Source organism: Methylomonas koyamae (genome assembly GCF_006483455.1).
Classification (GTDB): domain Bacteria; phylum Pseudomonadota; class Gammaproteobacteria; order Methylococcales; family Methylomonadaceae; genus Methylomonas; species Methylomonas koyamae_B.
Window position 1 is genome coordinate 1 of sequence record NZ_PPPU01000026.1, and the last position, 17,049, is coordinate 17,049.

The window sequence follows — 17,049 nt, forward strand, 5'->3', positions numbered from 1 at the left end:
CGGGTAATTAAACCCGCCATAAACAACTTCCCTGTAGCTAGGAGGAGGTTAGCCACAAATAACGACCGATGCGGTGAAGCGAGGCGGTCGTTATGTCAGCGTGCTAAACCTCTAGGATAAAACGATATAATCACAATCCTATATCTACAGATCAGATTTGGTTTGCTACCGTCGACTAACAGTATAGGTTAGTTAAAAAAAGTTTCCAGGACGGTGGGTTTTTTTTGAGGAATTAGATGAATTTAAACCAACTCGAATTGTTGCGTAATCTGCAAGAAACCGATTTCAACCTGAGCAAGGCCGCGGAAAAAATGCATGTGGTGCAGTCGGCGGTGAGCCGCCAATTGCAATTGTTCGAAGCCGAATTAGGTTCGCCTTTATTTATTCGCCAAGGTAAAAAATTGACCGGCCTGACGCCGCTTGGCGAAAAAATCATGGACGAAGTCGATTTGATTAATCAGGCGAAAAAGAACATTCAACTGATCGCCGACGACTTTCTCGACAATAACCACGGCACCTTCCGCATAGCCACCACGCATACCCAGGCCAAATATTTGTTGCCGGGGCCGATCGCCCGCTTCCGGGCCAGATATCCCGGCATCAAGATTTATATGGTGCAATCCTCGCCGGATAATCTGGTCAACTTGCTGCATCGGCATCAGGCCGATCTCGCCATTTGCACCGAAAAGTTGGCTGACGACGACAAACTGGTAGTCAAGCCGTGTTACGAATGGCATCACATCGCGATCATGCCGGCCGGACACCGGCTGGCCGACGGCGAAATCACGCTGCAACGTCTGTCTGCCGAACCGATTTTGACCTACTCGCCGGGGTTTACCGGCCGCAGCGCCATCGAAAAAGCCTTTCAAAATGCGCGCTTGCCGCTGGATATTACTTTGGCTGCGGCCGATTCCGACGTGATCAAAACTTACGTGAGGCTGGGTATGGGCGTAGGCATCATCGCCGGTACGTCCTACGAGCCCGGTCGGGATAGCGATTTGCTCGCCAAAGATCTGGCCGGCCTGATACCCAGCTCCACCACCAAGATCGCGTATTTGAAACAACTGTACGTGCCCAATTACTGCCGGTACTTTATCGACGAGTTGTTGGCAGAAGCGGCCGCCAACTACACCGCGGCCGGCTGAGACCCGGTCGGCGATTGCGCCATATCGCCGCTTTAGCGTGGGTTATTTAACATAGCTTATTTGATTTCGGGCCGACCGCTACCGCGTCAGGCGGCTTAGCCTGCTGATTGCAGACGGTTTCCGGTTTGCGGCGCTAATTTTGCTGGTGTGTAAAGGACATCCCGCATTCCGCACCGCCAAGCCAGCAGCCCATGTCATTTTCTGTCAGCCAATCCTTACAAGAGCTTTATCTCGACTGCCGTAGCGAGCTGGAAGCCGTGCTATTCGCCCGGCTACGCTGCCGGGAAACCGCGGCCGATCTCAGCCAGGAAGCCTTCGTCCGCTTATGCCGTAGCGAGGATCTAAGCAAAGTCGGCAACCTGAGAGCATACCTGTTTCGCACCGCGCAGAATTTGCTGTACGACCATTACCGCAGCCAGAGCGTGCGTAACGCGACGATTGCCGACTGGTCGGAACCGGACTTGCCCGATGCCCCCGATCTGCGCTGCGCCGAAACCGTGGCTTTGAGCGAGCAAGCCCTGGACAGCCTGATCGGCAGTCTGGCGGAATTGCCGCCGCTGTGCCAACGCATCTTTTATCTGAACCGCTTCGAAGGCATGAAACAGCGGGAAATTGCCGAGCAACTCGGTATCTCGGTACGCACCGTGGAAGACAATATCAAACGCGCGTTGCTGCATTGCGCCAAATCCTTGGCTCAGCCCTAGCCGCACGATGTGGTTCAGGCTACGGGCCTCGTCTATCATATATCGCCTTCACCGTTGACTCAGGAATCTGCCATGACCACCGCACCGCTGCCGGACGACGACTCGCGCTTGCTGGAGCAGGCTTGCGCTTGGCTGGCGAAACGGGAATCCGGCGAATTTTCCGCCGCGGACCGCCAAGGTTTGGCGGCCTGGCGCGAGGCCGGTCCGGCCCACGAACAGGCCTGGCAACGGGCCCAGGCGGTCTGGCAAGGGCTGGGGCAATTGCGCGGCCGGCCGATTCCCGGCGCCGAACCCGGCTTGCAGGAACGCGCCCGGCTGCCGGCTACCGATGCCGCGGCGACCGTTTCAGTCGCGCCGACCTGTCCGCCGCTCCGAAATCGGCGTCGGCGGCTACGGTGGGCACCGGCAATTGCCGCTTGCGTGTTATTGGCGTTGACCTTGGCGGCGTTTTATCCGCCCTTGGCATGGCAGGCCGACTATCTGACTGGTAAGGCCGAGCAGCGTCGGGTGGTGCTGGCCGACGGTTCTCGGCTTATTTTGAACGCCGACAGCGCATTGGCGATTCGTTTCGATAAGCTCCAACGCCGGGTCGAGTTGTTGCGCGGCGAAGCCTTTTTCGAAGTGGCCAAGGATGCGCAGCGGCCGTTTTTGGCCGCCACCGATGCCGGCGAAGTAAGGGCGATCGGTACGGCTTTCGGCGTGCGCCGCACCGGTGCGGAAACTCAGGTCGAACTGGTCGAAGGCCGGGTCGAAATTCGCACCGGCGACCGGCACAACCCGCTGACCGCCGGCCAAACCGCCGCAATTGCGGGCGGCCAAATATCCGTCCGCCCCGGCCGGCCGGAAAACATGGCGGTGTGGCGCGACGGTTACTTGCAATTCGACGGCGTGCCGCTGGCGGAAGCGGTCGAACGCATCAACGCCTACCGCCCCGGTAAGGTATTGCTGCTGAACTCGGCTTGGGCGGATAAACGGATCAGTGGCCTGTTTCGGCTCGATGCCCTCGACCAGGCCGTCGCCGGTTTCGGTTCTGCGGTGCCGGGCCTTAAAATCATGTCCTTGACCCGGTATCTGGTGGTGTTGCGCTAGCCCGGCGCAGCATCGGCAACCATCGAAGACTCCAGCTTACCCTTAATTTGAGTTTGTCCAATGCAAATTAAGGGCTTAGCTGTCAAAGTCTTTACCAGCACCGAGTGGATTTGTTTAACGTTAACCACTCCAGATCAAGCCCGACGGCTCAAAGATTTTTGAAAAGCTGTTTTATTCAACCACAAATCTCGGTTTGATCTGAGTAAGACAGCTACTGTCGGGTGCTTGCTGCGGGTTAGCCAGAAACTCGGCGGCAATTTGCGTCGAACAGGTCCCGGCAGGCATATCCTTCGGCACAAACAAGGCCCCATGTCCGACACCTGGGAAGGTGTAAACATAGGCGGTTTTCAAACTCTTGGCCACGGTTTCGCCATAGGGCTGCGGCGTGACTGGATCGTAAGTACCGTTAAATAAAAGGGTTGGAATGTCAGGGTTTTCGTAAGCAAAAGGCGGTTTCAACTCGGCCTGGAGAATGTCACAAGCTTTCGTCACGGATTCAGATTCGCGGATGCCAATGGGCAGCAGTTGCGGATACGCTGGCGGCAATAACTGGGAAGGCGTCATTTGCACCGATTTTGCCCGCGCACAAAGGACGGTGTGATACATCTCTTTCGCGCTGGTATGATTTTCCAAGTCCTCTGACAATTTTTCCGTCACCCAATCGAAGTTGCCTTTGCTGGCTGCATAAATGAACTTGGGTAGCGAACTGCCTCTGGCTGATTCAGCGGAATAGGGCCTCGCTAAAAAGTGCAGGACACCATTGAGAAAGGTATTGCCATCGAGCTGACTGGCGATCGGTTTTTGGCTGGAGGGAAGGGTCAGGTTAATGGGAATGGGTTTCTGATTAAGCTGATCGACCAGCGCAAAAAATTTCTGCTCTAGATTGGGATAGGCCTGACCGCATTGTTGGTCTTGCGCGCAAGCGTGGAACACATTCCGCAAGGCATAACTCATCGAATGCCCGGCGCCCAGATTGAAATCAACATTGGTGGTGACGACACCATCCAGGATCACGCTGCGCAGTTTGGCTTGGTGCTTATCCGCCTGCGCAATCACATATTGCCCCAATAAGGTGCCGTAAGAAACGCCATAGTAGTTGAATTGCGGGTAGCCCAGGGTCTCTGCCACAAAGTAGACATCGGCAGCATTTTCGCGAGTATTGAAGGCGTTGGGGTTTATCCCTTGCGCCTTAAGGCGATTATTACACGCCTTGAACCAGCTTGGATCGGTGTAGCCTATTTCCCCTTTGGCCACTGCAATATAGTGTTCATTGAGCTCCGGACAAGACAGGAATGGCTTGGAATAGCGTGTCCCCCGTTCCTCTAAGAAGATTAAATCGCGGCTCTCTAACAAGACGGGGAGTTCGGGGAAATTCGGCAAGGCGCTATCGGCAATATCACCGATGGTTGAGTCCCCAGGACCGCCCTGTTCGACAAACAGGGGATCGAGCGCCGGGTTTTTGCCACTGCTACGCGTTCGGATTACGGCCAGTTGGATGGTGGGGCCGTTGGGTTGGGCATGCTGTGCGGGGACGGTGACATAACCACAATCCGATTGCGCGGCAATCGCATCAGGCACGTCAAAAATTTTGCACGCCACGGTTTGCCAGGCCGAACCAAATTTGGTTGGTTTGGACGCTACTGGATTGACCGAACAGCCGCTGGACAAACTAATAACGGCAGTGAGGAGCGTGATTTGGCAAAAATGATTCAGCGGTTTGCTCATGTGGAATATTTTCCGGTCAATCAATTCAATAGTGAAACTAGGGCCGTACCCTAGACCTTATGCTTGATACCGCGAACGAGCATATGGCAGCCCGGTAAGGTGGTCACGGCCTTTTGTGCCCACCCTTATATCTGCTAAAAGCAATTTATTGGACGATCATAAACTAGAGGGTCGTCCGCAACTGGCCGAATTCACTCATTCCGCCGCAAAGCCCAAAACAGCCAAGGCAACACCAATCGCTAACGTTTCCGGCGAAATCAAATCGCCGGAAACGCTGAAACTCGCCTGCAAATAACTAAAAAATCAAGGTGCCTTTTTCCAGCCCGCCGCCATTGCCTGCTTGACCGTATCGAAACAGCGCTCGCCTCTGCTGAAGTCGATGACTACGTCGGCGTAGCTCGGGTGGCTGGGGACGAAGTAGTATTTGCGGTTCTTGCCGGAGATATTGCCTTTGACCGGGCAGGCGTCGGGGTTGCCGTTGTTGCCGTCCGAGTCGCCGCCTTGGCCGCCGGGACGAGGGCAGGCGAACGGGGCGAAATCGCGGTCGTAACAGACCCGCCATTCCTTGGCATTGCGGTCGAAGTAGACGCTGTCTTCGGGCAGTTGCGGATTGTTTTGCACGAACCAGGTTTTGCCCTTGGCTTCGTTGGTGATTTGCTGGTCAGGCAGGTGCAGCGCGCTGTGCAATGCCAGCGCTTTATCGAAATAGGCCTGCGGCGTACGCAGATTCCGGTCGATCATGCAGGTGCCGTGGTTTTCGTATTCGTGTTGCAACAGCCAGGCGCTGGGCGTCATGCAGAAATATTTCGCCATCAGTGCGCGGTCGATTTTGGGCTGGTCGCCGGCGCAGGCCCGCGGGTAGTCGTTGGGTTTGGCCAGGGTGCCTTGCGGCCACAGCCCGTGCAGGATGTAACCGAAACGGGCGTTGCTGCCGCATTGCAGATAATCTTTTTGGCCGGGGCGGCGTTTGTCGCCTTTCTCGGCGCAATAGCGCGGCGCCCAGGAGTAGGACAGCACGTAAAATTCCGACGGCCGGTCTTGGGCGGCGTCGGCGACCTCGTTGTAGGCATCGTAAGTGTCTTTGGGGTCTACGCAGTCGGCGTGGGCTAAGGCGGCACAAAGCGTCAGGCACATCACGGCAAGCAGGTTCGATCTGGTCATGGGCGCGCTCCTCATCGTTATTATGGAGTAAGTCGGTAGCGCGGCCCGCCACGGCGCGCGCTAGGTCGATTATGCCGCAGCCGCCGTGACAATATGAAGACTTTTTCCCGCCCGAGGCTTGGGCGGGTTTCCCTCTCGCAGCAGTAATTGACCCAGTCACTGACGCCGCACCGATGTGGATTCTTCCGCCGATTCCGTCTTTACCCTTAGCAGCCGCAGTGCGGCCCCGTAACCGAGACGAAATCAGGAGTGTTCATGTCCCACGCAACGCATCGCCGTTCGATTTTTATCTGCCGTGCGCTAGTCGCGTCGACGGCCCTGGCATTGGCCCCGGCGGCTCAGGCGGAAAACGTCGGCGCCAAGCATTATTACGACATTCCGGCCCAAGCGCTGAACCAGGCGTTGTTGCAGTTCGGCAAGCAGAGCCGGCAACCGTTGATTTACGGCACCGACATCGCCGAGCATCTACGTAGTCGGGCAGTGCAGGGCGAGTATACCGACGCCGAAGCGCTGAATATGCTGTTGGCCGATTCGCCGTTGCGGGCGCAAACCACCGGCGACGGTACCGTGACGATTCAGCCCAAGCCGCCGGAGCTGCACAACAAAACCAGCCCGGAGCTGATGCCGGCGATGACGGTGGTCGGCAAGCCGGTCTATGCCTGGAATGCGCCGGATAATCCGGATTACAACCGGCCCAACGCCACCACGGCCACCAAAACCGATACCCCGGTGATGGAAACGCCGATCTCGATCCAAATCGTGCCGAAAGCGGTGTTGGCCGACAAACAGACCATGACCTTGCCGGATGCGGTCAACGGCCACGTCAGCGGCGTGTTGGGCCGTACCGGCGGCGGTTACCTGTATGACAATTTCGTGATCCGCGGTCTGGCCGGTTCCGGGTTTGGCGACGCTTACCGCAACGGTTTGTACAATCGCCAGGATATTTATGATATTGCCAACATCGAACAAATCGAGATTCTGAAGGGGCCGGCGGCGATGTTGTACGGCCGGATCGAGCCCGGCGGTATGGTCAATTACGTGACCAAAAAGCCGCTGGATACCGCGTATTACTCGTTGCAGCAGCAGTTCGGTTCTTTCGACCAATACCGTACTTTAATTGACGCCACCGGCCCACTCGATGCCGGCAAGACCTTGTTGTACCGGCTGAACGGGTCGTATACCGACCAGCAATCGTTTCGCGATTTCGTCGGCAACCAGCGTTTTTTCGTCGCGCCGAGTTTGACCTGGCGGCCGAGCGCCCGCTTCGAAACCAACGTCGATCTGGAATACAAACACGACCAATTTAATGCCGACTACGGCATTCCGGCGGTCAACGGTCGGCCGGCGCCGATTCCGCTCAGCCGTAACCTGAAGGACGGCTTTCACCGCCAAACTCTGGAAAGCACCTCGGTTGCAGTAGATTGGACCTATCATTTCAATGACGACTGGAAAATAACCCAGCGCTATTTGTTCAAGGATTGGACTCTGAGCGGGCCGACCTTGTACAACTACTTTGGGCTGCGCGACGACATGCGCACGCTGGATCGAGTGGCTACCAAAGGTGTGCAGGACGTCGTTAGCCACTCCGGCAATATCGATCTGAACGGCAAGTTCGAAGTTCTGGGTAGCAAACATAATCTGCTGGTCGGATTCGATGGCTTTCACTCCTTGACCCGCTCCCATGATTCGGATGCGCCGACCGCGCCGATCGATATTTACGCGCCGGTCTACGGCCAAGTCGATTTCGATGCCCTGACCGTGGATAACGCCTTCTTTTATCGGCGTGAATCTTGGGTCGGTGCCTATTTGCAGGACCAGATCACCTTGTTCGACCGCTTGCATATTCTGTTGGGCGGGCGCTACGACAGCGTGACCACAGGGCAGAATTTTTCGCCGGTCTCGTCGCAAGCGGCGGAATTGGGGCGCAGTCCAGCCAACGACGACGCCTTCAGCCCACGGGCTGGGTTGACGTACCGCGTGCAGGATTGGCTGTCGCTGTACGGCAGTTTCAGCGAATCGTTCAGCGCCAATAACGGCGTCAGTGCCAGCGGCGAGAAATTCGATCCACAGCGCGGCAAGCAATACGAATTGGGGATTAAAACCGAATCGGCCGACCAACGATTTTCATCGACACTGGCATTTTTCTATCTGACCAAAACCAATATGCTGACCGACGATCCGAATCAGGCCAATCCGAATTTTCAGATTCTGGCCGGGCAAATCAGGAGCCGGGGTATTGAGTTGGATTTGGCCGGGCAAGTCACCGACCAACTGCATTTGCTGGCGACCTACGCTTATACCCAAGTCAATTACACCCAGGATTTCGACGGCCTGCAAGGCCACAGGCTGGAGAACGTGCCGCGCCATCAGGGCAGCCTGTGGGGCACCTGGCAGTTCAACCAGGCCTTCAAAGCCGGGCTGGGTGCGGTCGCGGTTGGGCCGCGGCCGGGGGATTCCGATAACAGCTATCTGTTGCCCGGTTACGTCCGCTTGGATGCGATGGCGGCTTACACCCAAAAAATCGGTCAGCAGCGGTTGACCGCGCAATTGAATATCAACAACCTGCTGGACAAGGAATACTACGCCAACTCGGCCGGCAGCAATTTCGGCGTGATCCCCGGCGCGCCGATCAATGTAATGGGCTCGTTGAAATACGAGTTTTAAAGCGGTGGGCCGTTACAGGCTGGCGCGCAGATACAGCAGCGCCAGCAGCAGATACACGGCAAAGCTCAATGCCAGCAGCCAGGGCCGGCCCTTGGGCTTGGCCCACTCCGGCAAATGGGGCGGCAATAACCGGTAATTCAAAAGATATAAGGCCGCCGGAAACAGGATGGTGCCGGCGAAGCCGATCACGGCGCTGGTCAGGATCAACGGCCCCGGCGCATCGAGCTGCATCGTAAACGAGGTAATCAAGGTCAGCAGCGCCAGAAACAGGTAATACCAGCGCCGGGCCGGCCAGCGTTGGGCTTGCGGAAACAGCGTCAACACGATATCGGCTTGAATCCGGCTGACCGCGTCGGCGGTAGCCAGCCAGGTATCGGTCAAAAATGCCGCGGCGACCACCAGAAACAACAGCCGGCCGATTTCGCCCCAACTCACGGCAAAGAACTGGCTTTGCACGACGGCCAGTTCGTATTCCTGCGGCAGCAAGCCTTTCGGAAACAGCAGCGCATAGGCCAGCAGGCAGGTCATCAAGGTGGTCAATAAATTGCCGACGATGCCGACCAGGATGTCCGCGCTCAAGAATCGGCGCCAGGATTCCCAATTTTGCGCGCTTTGCGCGGCGTCTGCCGGCAGAAAGCCGTCGCTGAGCACCGCTTCCTCGGCGCCGCCCAGGCCGGTGATGCGGCCGACCAGACCGGCCATGCCGGCGCCTTTGTCGCGCAACCAGTACGAGTAAAACAAGATCCAGAAACCGCCGAGGCCGGCGAAGGTGATGGCGGTCAGCAACTTGCTGGCGTCATGATTATCCCAGGGCCGGGGCATGGCGCCGACCGGACCGAACAGGCCTTGGGCAAATTCCGGAAGCGCCTTCAGTACGTCGGCTTGTAGACAGGCCGATAGCAGGCCAACAACCGTGACGACGGCGACCAGCTTCATGAAACGTTCGATCAAGGTATAGACCACGCCGCTGGCCAGAATCGCCGTCACGAACACCGCAATCGAGGCGTAGCCCCAGAACAGGCTTTGGCCGCGCTGGCTCCAGCCCTCCGGCCAATGGGTCAATTCGGCCATCGCCGTGCCGCCGGCCGAGGCGAACGCGCCGAACCACAGAAACGATACCGTCATCAGCAGCCATAAAAACACGCCGAAGCTGCGGTTCAAGCGGATGAAGCCGTGAAAAATGCTTTCCCCGGTCAGCAATGTGTAGCGGCCGATTTCCAGATTCAACGGGTATTGCAGCAAACAGGCCGGTGCCAACAACCAGAGAAAGGTCAAACCGTACTTGGCGACCATATACGGCCACCAGATCAGTTCGCCGCTGCCCTGGGCCAGCGCCATCCACACCACGCCGGGCCCCAATGCGGCCCACCAGCCGGGGAAGTTGGGGACGTTGTGGCGGGGCAGGTCGGCGAGGGCTTTATTTTTCATCGGGCTAACGATCGGTTTGGGCTAAAACCGCCCATTTCCGCAAATTTGCCGGGATTTGGCAAATCCTCGGCAACTGTCCCGACCGTTCTTTACACCTTTTTTACGTCCGGCTGCCTAGAATTCCGGGCCGTGGAAGTTTAGGCGGCGCGGTCGTCGCGGCGGGCGGCCAATGGAAACATTAAGGCGATGGTGCCGAGCTTGGCGGAGCGTTCCGTCGATTCGGAGCGCTTGCGAATCAGGGTAAGGAGAAATTTGTGCGGATGATGATATCGGGCCTGCTGGGACTGGCAGCCCTGGCGCTGCCGGCACTGGCTGCCTCGGATGCCGGCTCGGCGCCGGAAAGCCTAAAACCTTTGGATTTGACCGGCCATTGGGCCGGTTACATTTCGCTTTTGGTCATGGTGGCAGCGTATGTCGCGGCGATGCTGGAAGAAGTGACCGAATTGCGCAAATCCAAACCCATGCTGTTGGCGGCGGCGTTAATCTGGTTCGTTATCGTGCTGGCCTACCGGGAACAGGGGCTGGATGAACTGGCAGTCGCCGCGTTTCGCAGCAATTTGCAGACTTACATCGAGTTGTTGCTGTTCATCATGGTATCGATGACCTATCTGAACGCGATGGAGGACATGCGCTTGTTCGACGCGTTGAAGGTCTGGCTGGTGACCAAGCATTTGAGTTACCGGCAATTATTCTGGATTACCGGGTTTTTGGTGTTCTTCCTGTCTTGTGTCGTCAACGGCCTGACGGCCGGCCTGCTGATGGGGGCTGTGGCGGTCGCGGTCGGTAAAGACAACCCGCGTTTCGTATCCTTGGCCTGTATCAACATCGTGATTGCGACTAATGCCGGCGGTTCGTTCAGCCCGCTAGGCGGGATATCCACCTTGTTCGTCTGGCAGCACGGTATCCTCGGTTTCACCGAATTCTTCAAGTTGTTCTTACCCTGCCTGGTGAATTTCCTGGTCCCGGCGCTGGCGATGCATTTTGCGCTGCCGCAGGAAATTCCGAGCATCGAAATGGCGGATGTCGCGCTGCCGCGCGGCGCGAAGCGCCTGCTGTTTCTGTTCGGCGTGACGATTGCGTTGGCCGTGGTGTTCGATATGGAACTGCATTTGCCGGCCGCAGCCGGCATGATGGCCGGTTTGTCGTTGTTGCAGTTTTTTTATTATTACCTGCGCCAAACCGAAAAGGCGCAAGCGTTAAGGCAGTCGGAGTTCTCGCTGTTTTTCGGCGGCGGCGATTACCAGACCGCCGCCACCCAATCGACGCGTTTCGATATTTTCGAAAAAGTCGGCCGGCTGGAATGGGACACGCTGTTGTTTTTCTACGGCGCGATGATGGGCATCGGCGGCCTGGGTTACATCGGTTATCTCGACGCCGTCTCGCACTTGCTTTACGGCCAACTCAGCCCGACCTTAGCCAACATCGCGATCGGCCTGTGCTCGGCCTTCGTCGATAACGGCACGCTGATGTTCGCGATTCTGACCATGCACCCGGACATTACCCAAGGCCAATGGCTGCTGTTGACTTTGACCCTGGGCGTCGGCGGCAGCTTGTTGGCGATCGGTTCGGCACCGGGGATTGGCTTGTTGGGCCAGGCCAAGGGACAATATACTTTTAGCAACCACATGAAATGGTGTCCGGTGATCCTGCTCGGTTATTTCGCCAGTATCGGCGTGCATTTTCTGGTCAACGCCCATTCCTTTTGACGCGGATGTCCGGCGGGAAGGGTGAGGGCGATGTTCGGTATCGGTAGCAAGCGGCGGCAGGGAAATGTCGCACCGGAGGCGCGACTACCGGTCAGGAGTCGGCGTGAGCGCTTAACCGGCTACGTTTGCGGGATCGCCGCGCCGTTTATCTGCACGCTGGCCGCTTGGCCGTTGCGTAGCATATTGGAACCGGCCAGCATTCTGATGAGCTATATGCTCGGCGTATTCCTGGTCGCCAGCCGCTACGGTCGCGGTGCGTCGCTGACCGCCTCGCTGCTGAGCCCGCCGGTGTTTGCCTATTATTTCGCGCCGCCGATATTCTCGTTTGCGATTTCCGATCTGGAAAATATCGTCGGTTTGGCGGTCATGATCGTCGTTGCCAGCCTGACCAGCAATTTATTCGATCGGGCTCGCAGTCAAGCCGAAATTGCCCGGCAGCGGGAAAACCGGGCCAACGCCTTGTACCGCTTAAGCCGGGCCTTGTCCGATGCGCAGAGCCGCGAAGCGATTGCGGCGTTGGCTGCCGAGCGGATACGCGACGAATTCGGCGCCGAAGCCCTCATCGTGCCGGCCGACGAGAACCGGCGCCTGCCCGCGTCGATTGCCGCAGTTGGGCCGGGTTTCGATGCCGAAGCGGCCCGGCAGGCGTTCGCGGCGAACTCGACTCGCCACAGCCAAGGTGCGGCCTATTATCCGTTGGCCGGATCGCAGACCGTATTCGGCGTGTTGTTGGTCAGAGCGGAGCCTTCGTCGCGCTTGGCGCATCCGGAGGCACTGGCTTTGTTCGAAACCTTCCGCAATCTGGTCGGCCAGGCGCTGGAGCGCTTGTATCTGGCCGAACGCGCCCGCGAAGCCGGCCTGCAGGTGCAGGCCGAAGCGTTACGAAACGCCTTGCTCAGCGCGATCTCCCACGACTTGCGCACGCCGTTGACCCGGATCAGCGGTGCGGCCGGCGCATTGATCGACAATGCCGACCGCTTATCGGCGGCCGAGCGCCAGGAGTTTTACCGGGCGGTATTCGACGAGGCGCAACGGATGGCCGAATTGACCAGCAAGATTCTGGACATGGCCCGGCTCAGCAGCGGCGAAATTACGCTGCATTGCGAATGGAACGCGCTGGAGGAAATCGTCGGCAGCGCGTTGACCCGGCTCGATAAAGCGTTGCGGGAGCGGCCGGTGCGTACCCAAATTCCGGACAGCCTGCCGTTGTTGTGGGTCGATGCCGTCTTGTTCGAGCAAGTGCTGGCGAATCTGATCGAGAATGCGATCAAATACACGCCGCCGGGCAGCCCGATCGATATTGGCGCGGAACTGGCGGCAGACGGTTTGCAATTGACCGTTACCGATTACGGCGCCGGAATTCCGGACGGCATGCAGCAGAAAATCTTCGATAAATTCTACCGGCTGAGCGGCGAGACCGAACACGGCGGCGTCGGCTTGGGACTGGCATTGTGCCGGACCATCGTCGCCGCCCACGGCGGCCGGATTCGGGCGACGAATCTGGCCGGTAAGGGCGCGGCGTTCATTATCGATTTGCCGTTGCGCGAGCCGCCGGCGCTGGATTGGGGCGAGACCGGAGAGAGTGGCGAATGAACGATGCGGCACCGTTGATTTTACTGATAGAAGACGACAGCCAGACCCGGCGCTTTTTGAAAACCAGCTTGGCCAACCGCGGCTGGCGCATCGCCGAAGCCGATTGCGCCAAGTCCGGGCTGGCGCTGCTGAAAAGCGAGCAGCCCGATTGCGTGATCCTGGACTTGGGCTTGCCGGACATGGATGGGATCGCCGTGGCCCGGCGCTTGCGGCAACTGTCCGATCTGCCGGTGCTGGTGTTGTCCGCCCGTAGCCAGGAGCAGAACAAGATCATGGCGCTGGACGCCGGCGCCGACGATTATCTAACCAAACCGTTCGGCAGCGGCGAATTACATGCCCGTTTGCAGGCCTTATTGCGCCGGGTGGCGCGCAGTATCGCGGCCAGCGAGACCTTCGAAACCGGGCAATTGAAAATCGATCTGGCGCGGCGAAAAGTGTTCATCGCCGGTAACGAAGTGCGGATTACGCCGATCGAGTTTCGCCTGCTCGGCATCCTGGTGCGCCATGCCGGCCTGGTCGTGACCCATCGGCAATTGCTCGGCGAAGTTTGGGGCGCCGAGCATATTCACGACCAGCACTATCTGCGCATCTACATGGGCCAGTTGCGGCACAAGCTGGAGGTGAACCCGGCCCGGCCGCGCTATTTGTTGACCGAAGTCGGCGTCGGATACCGGCTGGCCGCCGACGGCGGCTGAAACTCGCTACGCTTGTTGGGCTTACAACCCACTCAGCCGTTGGCTTTTTGCAGCTTTTTCAGAATGCTTTTGCTGATGCGGTCGACAAACTCTTCCGGGTTGTCGTAACCCTGTTTCTGGATGAAGTCGACCACCGTTTTGACCAATTGCTTGGTTTCGGCAATTTCCTGGTGCGAGCGGCCGCAGCCTGAGCAATGAGTACCGTCAGTGGTGCATTGGTCGACGCAAGGGCTGTATTTCATATCGTGTTTTCCGAAAAGTTAGGTGATTGAAGGCGGGCTATTGTAAGTCTGCGCCGCCGTTTCCGGCAAAGTCGGTGTCGCGACGGATTGCTTTGCGGCCGGCGCGATTGTATGGACAAGGCGGAGATACCGCGAAAAGCGGCGGCGCGGATTGCGGCATATCACTTATTTTGCATGTGGCATATAACATAGTTTCAGAGAATTCATAAAACATAAAATTAGAAAGTTATAATATTACAAAGCCTTACAATTCGGTGCGCTTGTTGCTTGACTTAATTCGGGCCGAACCCTGGCGTTCGCCCCGATTTCAGACTTTCGAAAGGCAAGCAATGAACAATTTCAATTCAAATCTACCGGCGCATTTGCCGAACGTTCCTCCGACAACTCCCACCGGCAACCGGCTGCATTGCGATAAATGGCTCGGCACGGTATCGCTCTGTTTCGTGGCTTCGGTGTTAGCGGCGGAGACCGCGCCGGAAGCGGCCGGAACCGAAATCGAGGTGGTCCTGGAAAAAGTGATCGTCACCGACAAGTTCCCCAGCGTTAAGAACCTGGGCGCATCGGAAATGGAAGCCGATATTCTGGAAAGCAAGCGGGCGGCGGTCAGCGACACCGCCAAGTTATTGGAGGATACGCCCGGCGTCAGTTTGTACGGCGCCGGCGGCGTGTCCAGTTTGCCAGTGATCCACGGCCTGAACGACGACAGGGTCAAAATCGACATCAACGGCATGACCTTGACTTCGGCTTGCGCCAACCACATGAATCCGCCGCTGTCGTATATCGACCGCAGCAATATCGGCAAGATCACGATTCTGACCGGGGTAACGCCGGTGAGCCTGGGCGGCGACAGCATCGGCGGCACCATTTCGGTACAAACGCCGGAACCGGTGTTTGCCGAGCCGGGCAAGGATATTTTGCTGGACGGTTCGGTGTCGTCGTTTTACCGCAGCAACGGCGACGCCTTCGGCGGCAGTATCGCGGCCGGCGTCGCTACTCAGAACGTCCGGCTGGACTACACCGGTTCGCATACCGAAAGCATGAATTACAGCGACGGCAACGGCCAGATCGTCAACTCCACGGCTTACGTCAACCAAAACCACTCCGCGGCGTTGTCGTTCAAATCCGACAACCATCTGGTTGTGGTCAGAGGCGGCCAGCAGCACATGCCCTACCAGTTGTTTCCGAACCAGCGCATGGACCTGACCAATAACGACAGTATCTTCGGCAACATCATGCACAATGGCAGTTTCGATTGGGGCACGTTGGAAAGTAAGTTCTACTTCGAATCGACCCAGCACAGCATGGACATCGGCGACGACAAGCACAATCGCTATCTCGACGGTACGGTGTCGGGCGGCGGTTTTGCTTTTCCGAACGACAGGATGCCGATGGAAACCCGCGGCCGCAACTTGGGCTACAAGATCTTGGCGGAAATCCCCTACGGCAAGCGCGATACCTTCAGAATCGGCAACGAATACCACGCCAACAAGCTGAACGATTACTGGCCGGCGGTGCATAACGACCCCGGACCGGCCAACCCCACGCCGAATCCCGCATACTGGATGATGGCGCCGCAGAATTACATCAATTTAAACAATGCCGAGAAGGAGCGGGTTGCCTTTTTCGGCGAATGGGAAGCGCGCTGGAACCAACAATGGAAAAGCTTGCTGGGTTTGCGCTACGAACACACCAGCACCGATACGGGTAACGTCAGCCCCTACAACCCGAATCTGCTGGGGACCAATGGCAATTTGGCGAACAATCCCGATCCGGCAGGCGCGAAATTAGCCTTGACGGCGGCTAACGCCTTCAACGCTCGCGATAAAGGGCGGACCAACGACACTTTCGACGTGACGGCTCTGGTGCAGTTCACGCCTAACGACATCAGTCAGTACGAATTGGGTTATGCCCGCAAGAACCGCACCCCGAATTTGTACGAGCGTTACGTCTGGGGCGCGCGGAAAATGGATATGGCGATGATAGGCTGGTTCGGCGATGGTAATGGCTATGTCGGCAATATGGATTTGACCGAGGAAACCGCCCATACCGTCAGTTTGATCGCCGCATTTCACGAGCCGCAAAACAATTTGTGGGAAGTCAACGTCACGCCGTATTTTACGTACGTCAATAACTTCATCGATGCGGATCGCTGTCTGGTAAACACCAATCCGGCTCGCGACGCCAACGGCTGCCGCAGCGCGGCAACGTCATATACGGGCGGGCCTACCATCAATAACTTGACGGTGGACAATCAGTACGTCTATTTGCAATACGCCAACCACGATGCGCGGCTATGGGGTATGGACGTGTCGGGCCTCACCCGCCTGTATAAAGACCAAACGCTCGGCGAATTCGCTGCCCATACCACGATGAGTTATGTCCGCGGCCAGCGGATGGACGGCGGCAACCTGTACCACATGATGCCGTTCAATATGAAATTGAGTCTGGACCACCGCTTGAGCAGTTGGCAGAGCGCGCTGGAAATGCAGTTCGTCGACGGCAAATCCCATGTCCAGCAAATCCGTAACGAAGTTCAGACGCCGTCCTACATCCTGCTCAACGCCAGAACCGGCTACGAATGGGGCAGTGTCAGACTGGACGTCGGCTTGGACAACGTGCTGGATAAACAATATTTCCATCCCTTGGCCGGCTCCTATCTCGGCGACCGCTACGGCATGAACCCGACCGCGGCCCCTAACGTCACGGTGCCTTGGGGCCGAAACGTGCCGGGTATGGGCCGCTCGGCTTTCGTCGGCGTCACGATCAAGTATTGATGGAGCGGTGGCCTCCGGCTGGGTTGGCAATGCCGTTAAGTTAGGGATGCTAGGAGCGGGCCACGCCCGCGATCAAGCGCCTTCGGTCGCAGGCATGGCCTGCTCCTAGTGCGCTCGTGACGG

12 protein-coding genes are annotated in these 17,049 nt (G+C 57.8%); 8 read left to right on the forward strand and 4 right to left on the reverse strand.

Going from position 1 to position 17,049, the window contains the following annotated elements:
* Positions 1–236: 236 nt before the first annotated feature.
* From C2U68_RS14370 to C2U68_RS14380, 3 genes are all read left to right on the forward strand, one after another.
* Positions 237–1,145: a LysR substrate-binding domain-containing protein gene (locus C2U68_RS14370; RefSeq protein ID WP_140913165.1), complete on the forward strand. Its 909-nt coding sequence runs from the start codon at positions 237–239 to the stop codon at positions 1,143–1,145.
* Positions 1,146–1,336: 191 nt separating this feature from the next.
* Entirely contained in the window at positions 1,337–1,849 is a 513-nt protein-coding gene (locus C2U68_RS14375; protein WP_140913166.1) for an RNA polymerase sigma factor, read from the forward strand.
* Between the two features lie 72 nt (positions 1,850–1,921).
* Positions 1,922–2,938 (forward strand): FecR family protein, encoded by a 1,017-nt coding sequence (locus tag C2U68_RS14380; protein WP_140913167.1) that lies wholly within the window; start codon positions 1,922–1,924, stop codon positions 2,936–2,938.
* Between the two features lie 171 nt (positions 2,939–3,109).
* On the opposite strand, the gene C2U68_RS14385 is transcribed toward C2U68_RS14380, so the two are convergent.
* Together C2U68_RS14385 and C2U68_RS14390 are read right to left on the reverse strand one after the other, a co-directional pair.
* Positions 3,110–4,663 (reverse strand): alpha/beta fold hydrolase, encoded by a 1,554-nt coding sequence (locus C2U68_RS14385; RefSeq protein ID WP_140913168.1) that lies wholly within the window; start codon positions 4,661–4,663, stop codon positions 3,110–3,112.
* A 303-nt stretch (positions 4,664–4,966) separates the two neighbouring features.
* Positions 4,967–5,824 carry a ribonuclease T2 family protein gene (locus C2U68_RS14390; protein WP_186289622.1) on the reverse strand — a complete coding sequence of 286 codons (858 nt, stop codon included), beginning with the start codon at positions 5,822–5,824 and terminating at the stop codon, positions 4,967–4,969.
* 255 nt (positions 5,825–6,079) lie between these two features.
* Between C2U68_RS14390 and C2U68_RS14395 the strand changes: the two genes are divergently transcribed.
* A complete protein-coding gene (locus tag C2U68_RS14395) occupies positions 6,080–8,488 on the forward strand; it encodes a TonB-dependent siderophore receptor (protein ID WP_140913170.1) in 2,409 nt (802 codons plus the stop codon).
* 12 nt (positions 8,489–8,500) lie between these two features.
* Here the strand turns inward: C2U68_RS14395 and C2U68_RS14400 are convergent, their stop codons facing one another.
* On the reverse strand, positions 8,501–9,916 hold the full coding sequence (locus C2U68_RS14400; protein WP_186289623.1) for an Nramp family divalent metal transporter: 1,416 nt from the start codon (positions 9,914–9,916) through the stop codon (positions 8,501–8,503).
* 260 nt (positions 9,917–10,176) lie between these two features.
* Here C2U68_RS14400 and nhaD point away from each other — a divergent pair, with 260 nt between their 5' ends.
* The 3 genes from nhaD to C2U68_RS14415 are packed head-to-tail and all read left to right on the forward strand — an operon-like array spanning position 10,177 to position 13,910.
* Positions 10,177–11,622 carry a sodium:proton antiporter NhaD gene (gene nhaD, locus C2U68_RS14405; protein ID WP_140913171.1) on the forward strand — a complete coding sequence of 482 codons (1,446 nt, stop codon included), beginning with the start codon at positions 10,177–10,179 and terminating at the stop codon, positions 11,620–11,622.
* Positions 11,623–11,652: 30 nt separating this feature from the next.
* Complete coding sequence (locus tag C2U68_RS14410; protein ID WP_140913172.1) at positions 11,653–13,215, forward strand: DUF4118 domain-containing protein; 1,563 nt, start codon at positions 11,653–11,655, stop codon at positions 13,213–13,215.
* Complete coding sequence (locus C2U68_RS14415; protein WP_140913173.1) at positions 13,212–13,910, forward strand: response regulator; 699 nt, start codon at positions 13,212–13,214, stop codon at positions 13,908–13,910. Before C2U68_RS14410 ends, C2U68_RS14415 begins: the two co-directional genes overlap by 4 nt.
* Before the next feature lie 32 nt (positions 13,911–13,942).
* On the opposite strand, the gene C2U68_RS14420 is transcribed toward C2U68_RS14415, so the two are convergent.
* On the reverse strand, positions 13,943–14,152 hold the full coding sequence (locus tag C2U68_RS14420; RefSeq protein ID WP_140913174.1) for a DUF1289 domain-containing protein: 210 nt from the start codon (positions 14,150–14,152) through the stop codon (positions 13,943–13,945).
* 329 nt (positions 14,153–14,481) lie between these two features.
* On the opposite strand from C2U68_RS14420, the gene C2U68_RS14425 reads away from it, so the two are divergent.
* On the forward strand, positions 14,482–16,926 hold the full coding sequence (locus C2U68_RS14425) for a TonB-dependent receptor plug domain-containing protein (protein ID WP_140913175.1): 2,445 nt from the start codon (positions 14,482–14,484) through the stop codon (positions 16,924–16,926).
* Positions 16,927–17,049: the final 123 nt, after the last annotated feature.

Bases quoted from the DNA above. Each gene is read 5' to 3' on its own strand.
- nhaD (WP_140913171.1), top strand. From the start codon at position 10,177: ATGATGATATCGGGCCTGCTGGGACTGGCAGCCCTGGCGCTGCCGGCA.
- C2U68_RS14410 (WP_140913172.1), top strand. From the start codon at position 11,653: ATGTTCGGTATCGGTAGCAAGCGGCGGCAGGGAAATGTCGCACCGGAG.
- C2U68_RS14400 (WP_186289623.1), bottom strand. From the start codon at position 9,916: ATGAAAAATAAAGCCCTCGCCGACCTGCCCCGCCACAACGTCCCCAAC.
- C2U68_RS14375 (WP_140913166.1), top strand. From the start codon at position 1,337: ATGTCATTTTCTGTCAGCCAATCCTTACAAGAGCTTTATCTCGACTGC.
- C2U68_RS14390 (WP_186289622.1), bottom strand. From the start codon at position 5,824: ATGACCAGATCGAACCTGCTTGCCGTGATGTGCCTGACGCTTTGTGCC.
- C2U68_RS14370 (WP_140913165.1), top strand. From the start codon at position 237: ATGAATTTAAACCAACTCGAATTGTTGCGTAATCTGCAAGAAACCGAT.
- C2U68_RS14380 (WP_140913167.1), top strand. From the start codon at position 1,922: ATGACCACCGCACCGCTGCCGGACGACGACTCGCGCTTGCTGGAGCAG.
- C2U68_RS14425 (WP_140913175.1), top strand. From the start codon at position 14,482: ATGAACAATTTCAATTCAAATCTACCGGCGCATTTGCCGAACGTTCCT.
- C2U68_RS14395 (WP_140913170.1), top strand. From the start codon at position 6,080: ATGTCCCACGCAACGCATCGCCGTTCGATTTTTATCTGCCGTGCGCTA.
- C2U68_RS14415 (WP_140913173.1), top strand. From the start codon at position 13,212: ATGAACGATGCGGCACCGTTGATTTTACTGATAGAAGACGACAGCCAG.
- C2U68_RS14385 (WP_140913168.1), bottom strand. From the start codon at position 4,663: ATGAGCAAACCGCTGAATCATTTTTGCCAAATCACGCTCCTCACTGCC.
- C2U68_RS14420 (WP_140913174.1), bottom strand. From the start codon at position 14,152: ATGAAATACAGCCCTTGCGTCGACCAATGCACCACTGACGGTACTCAT.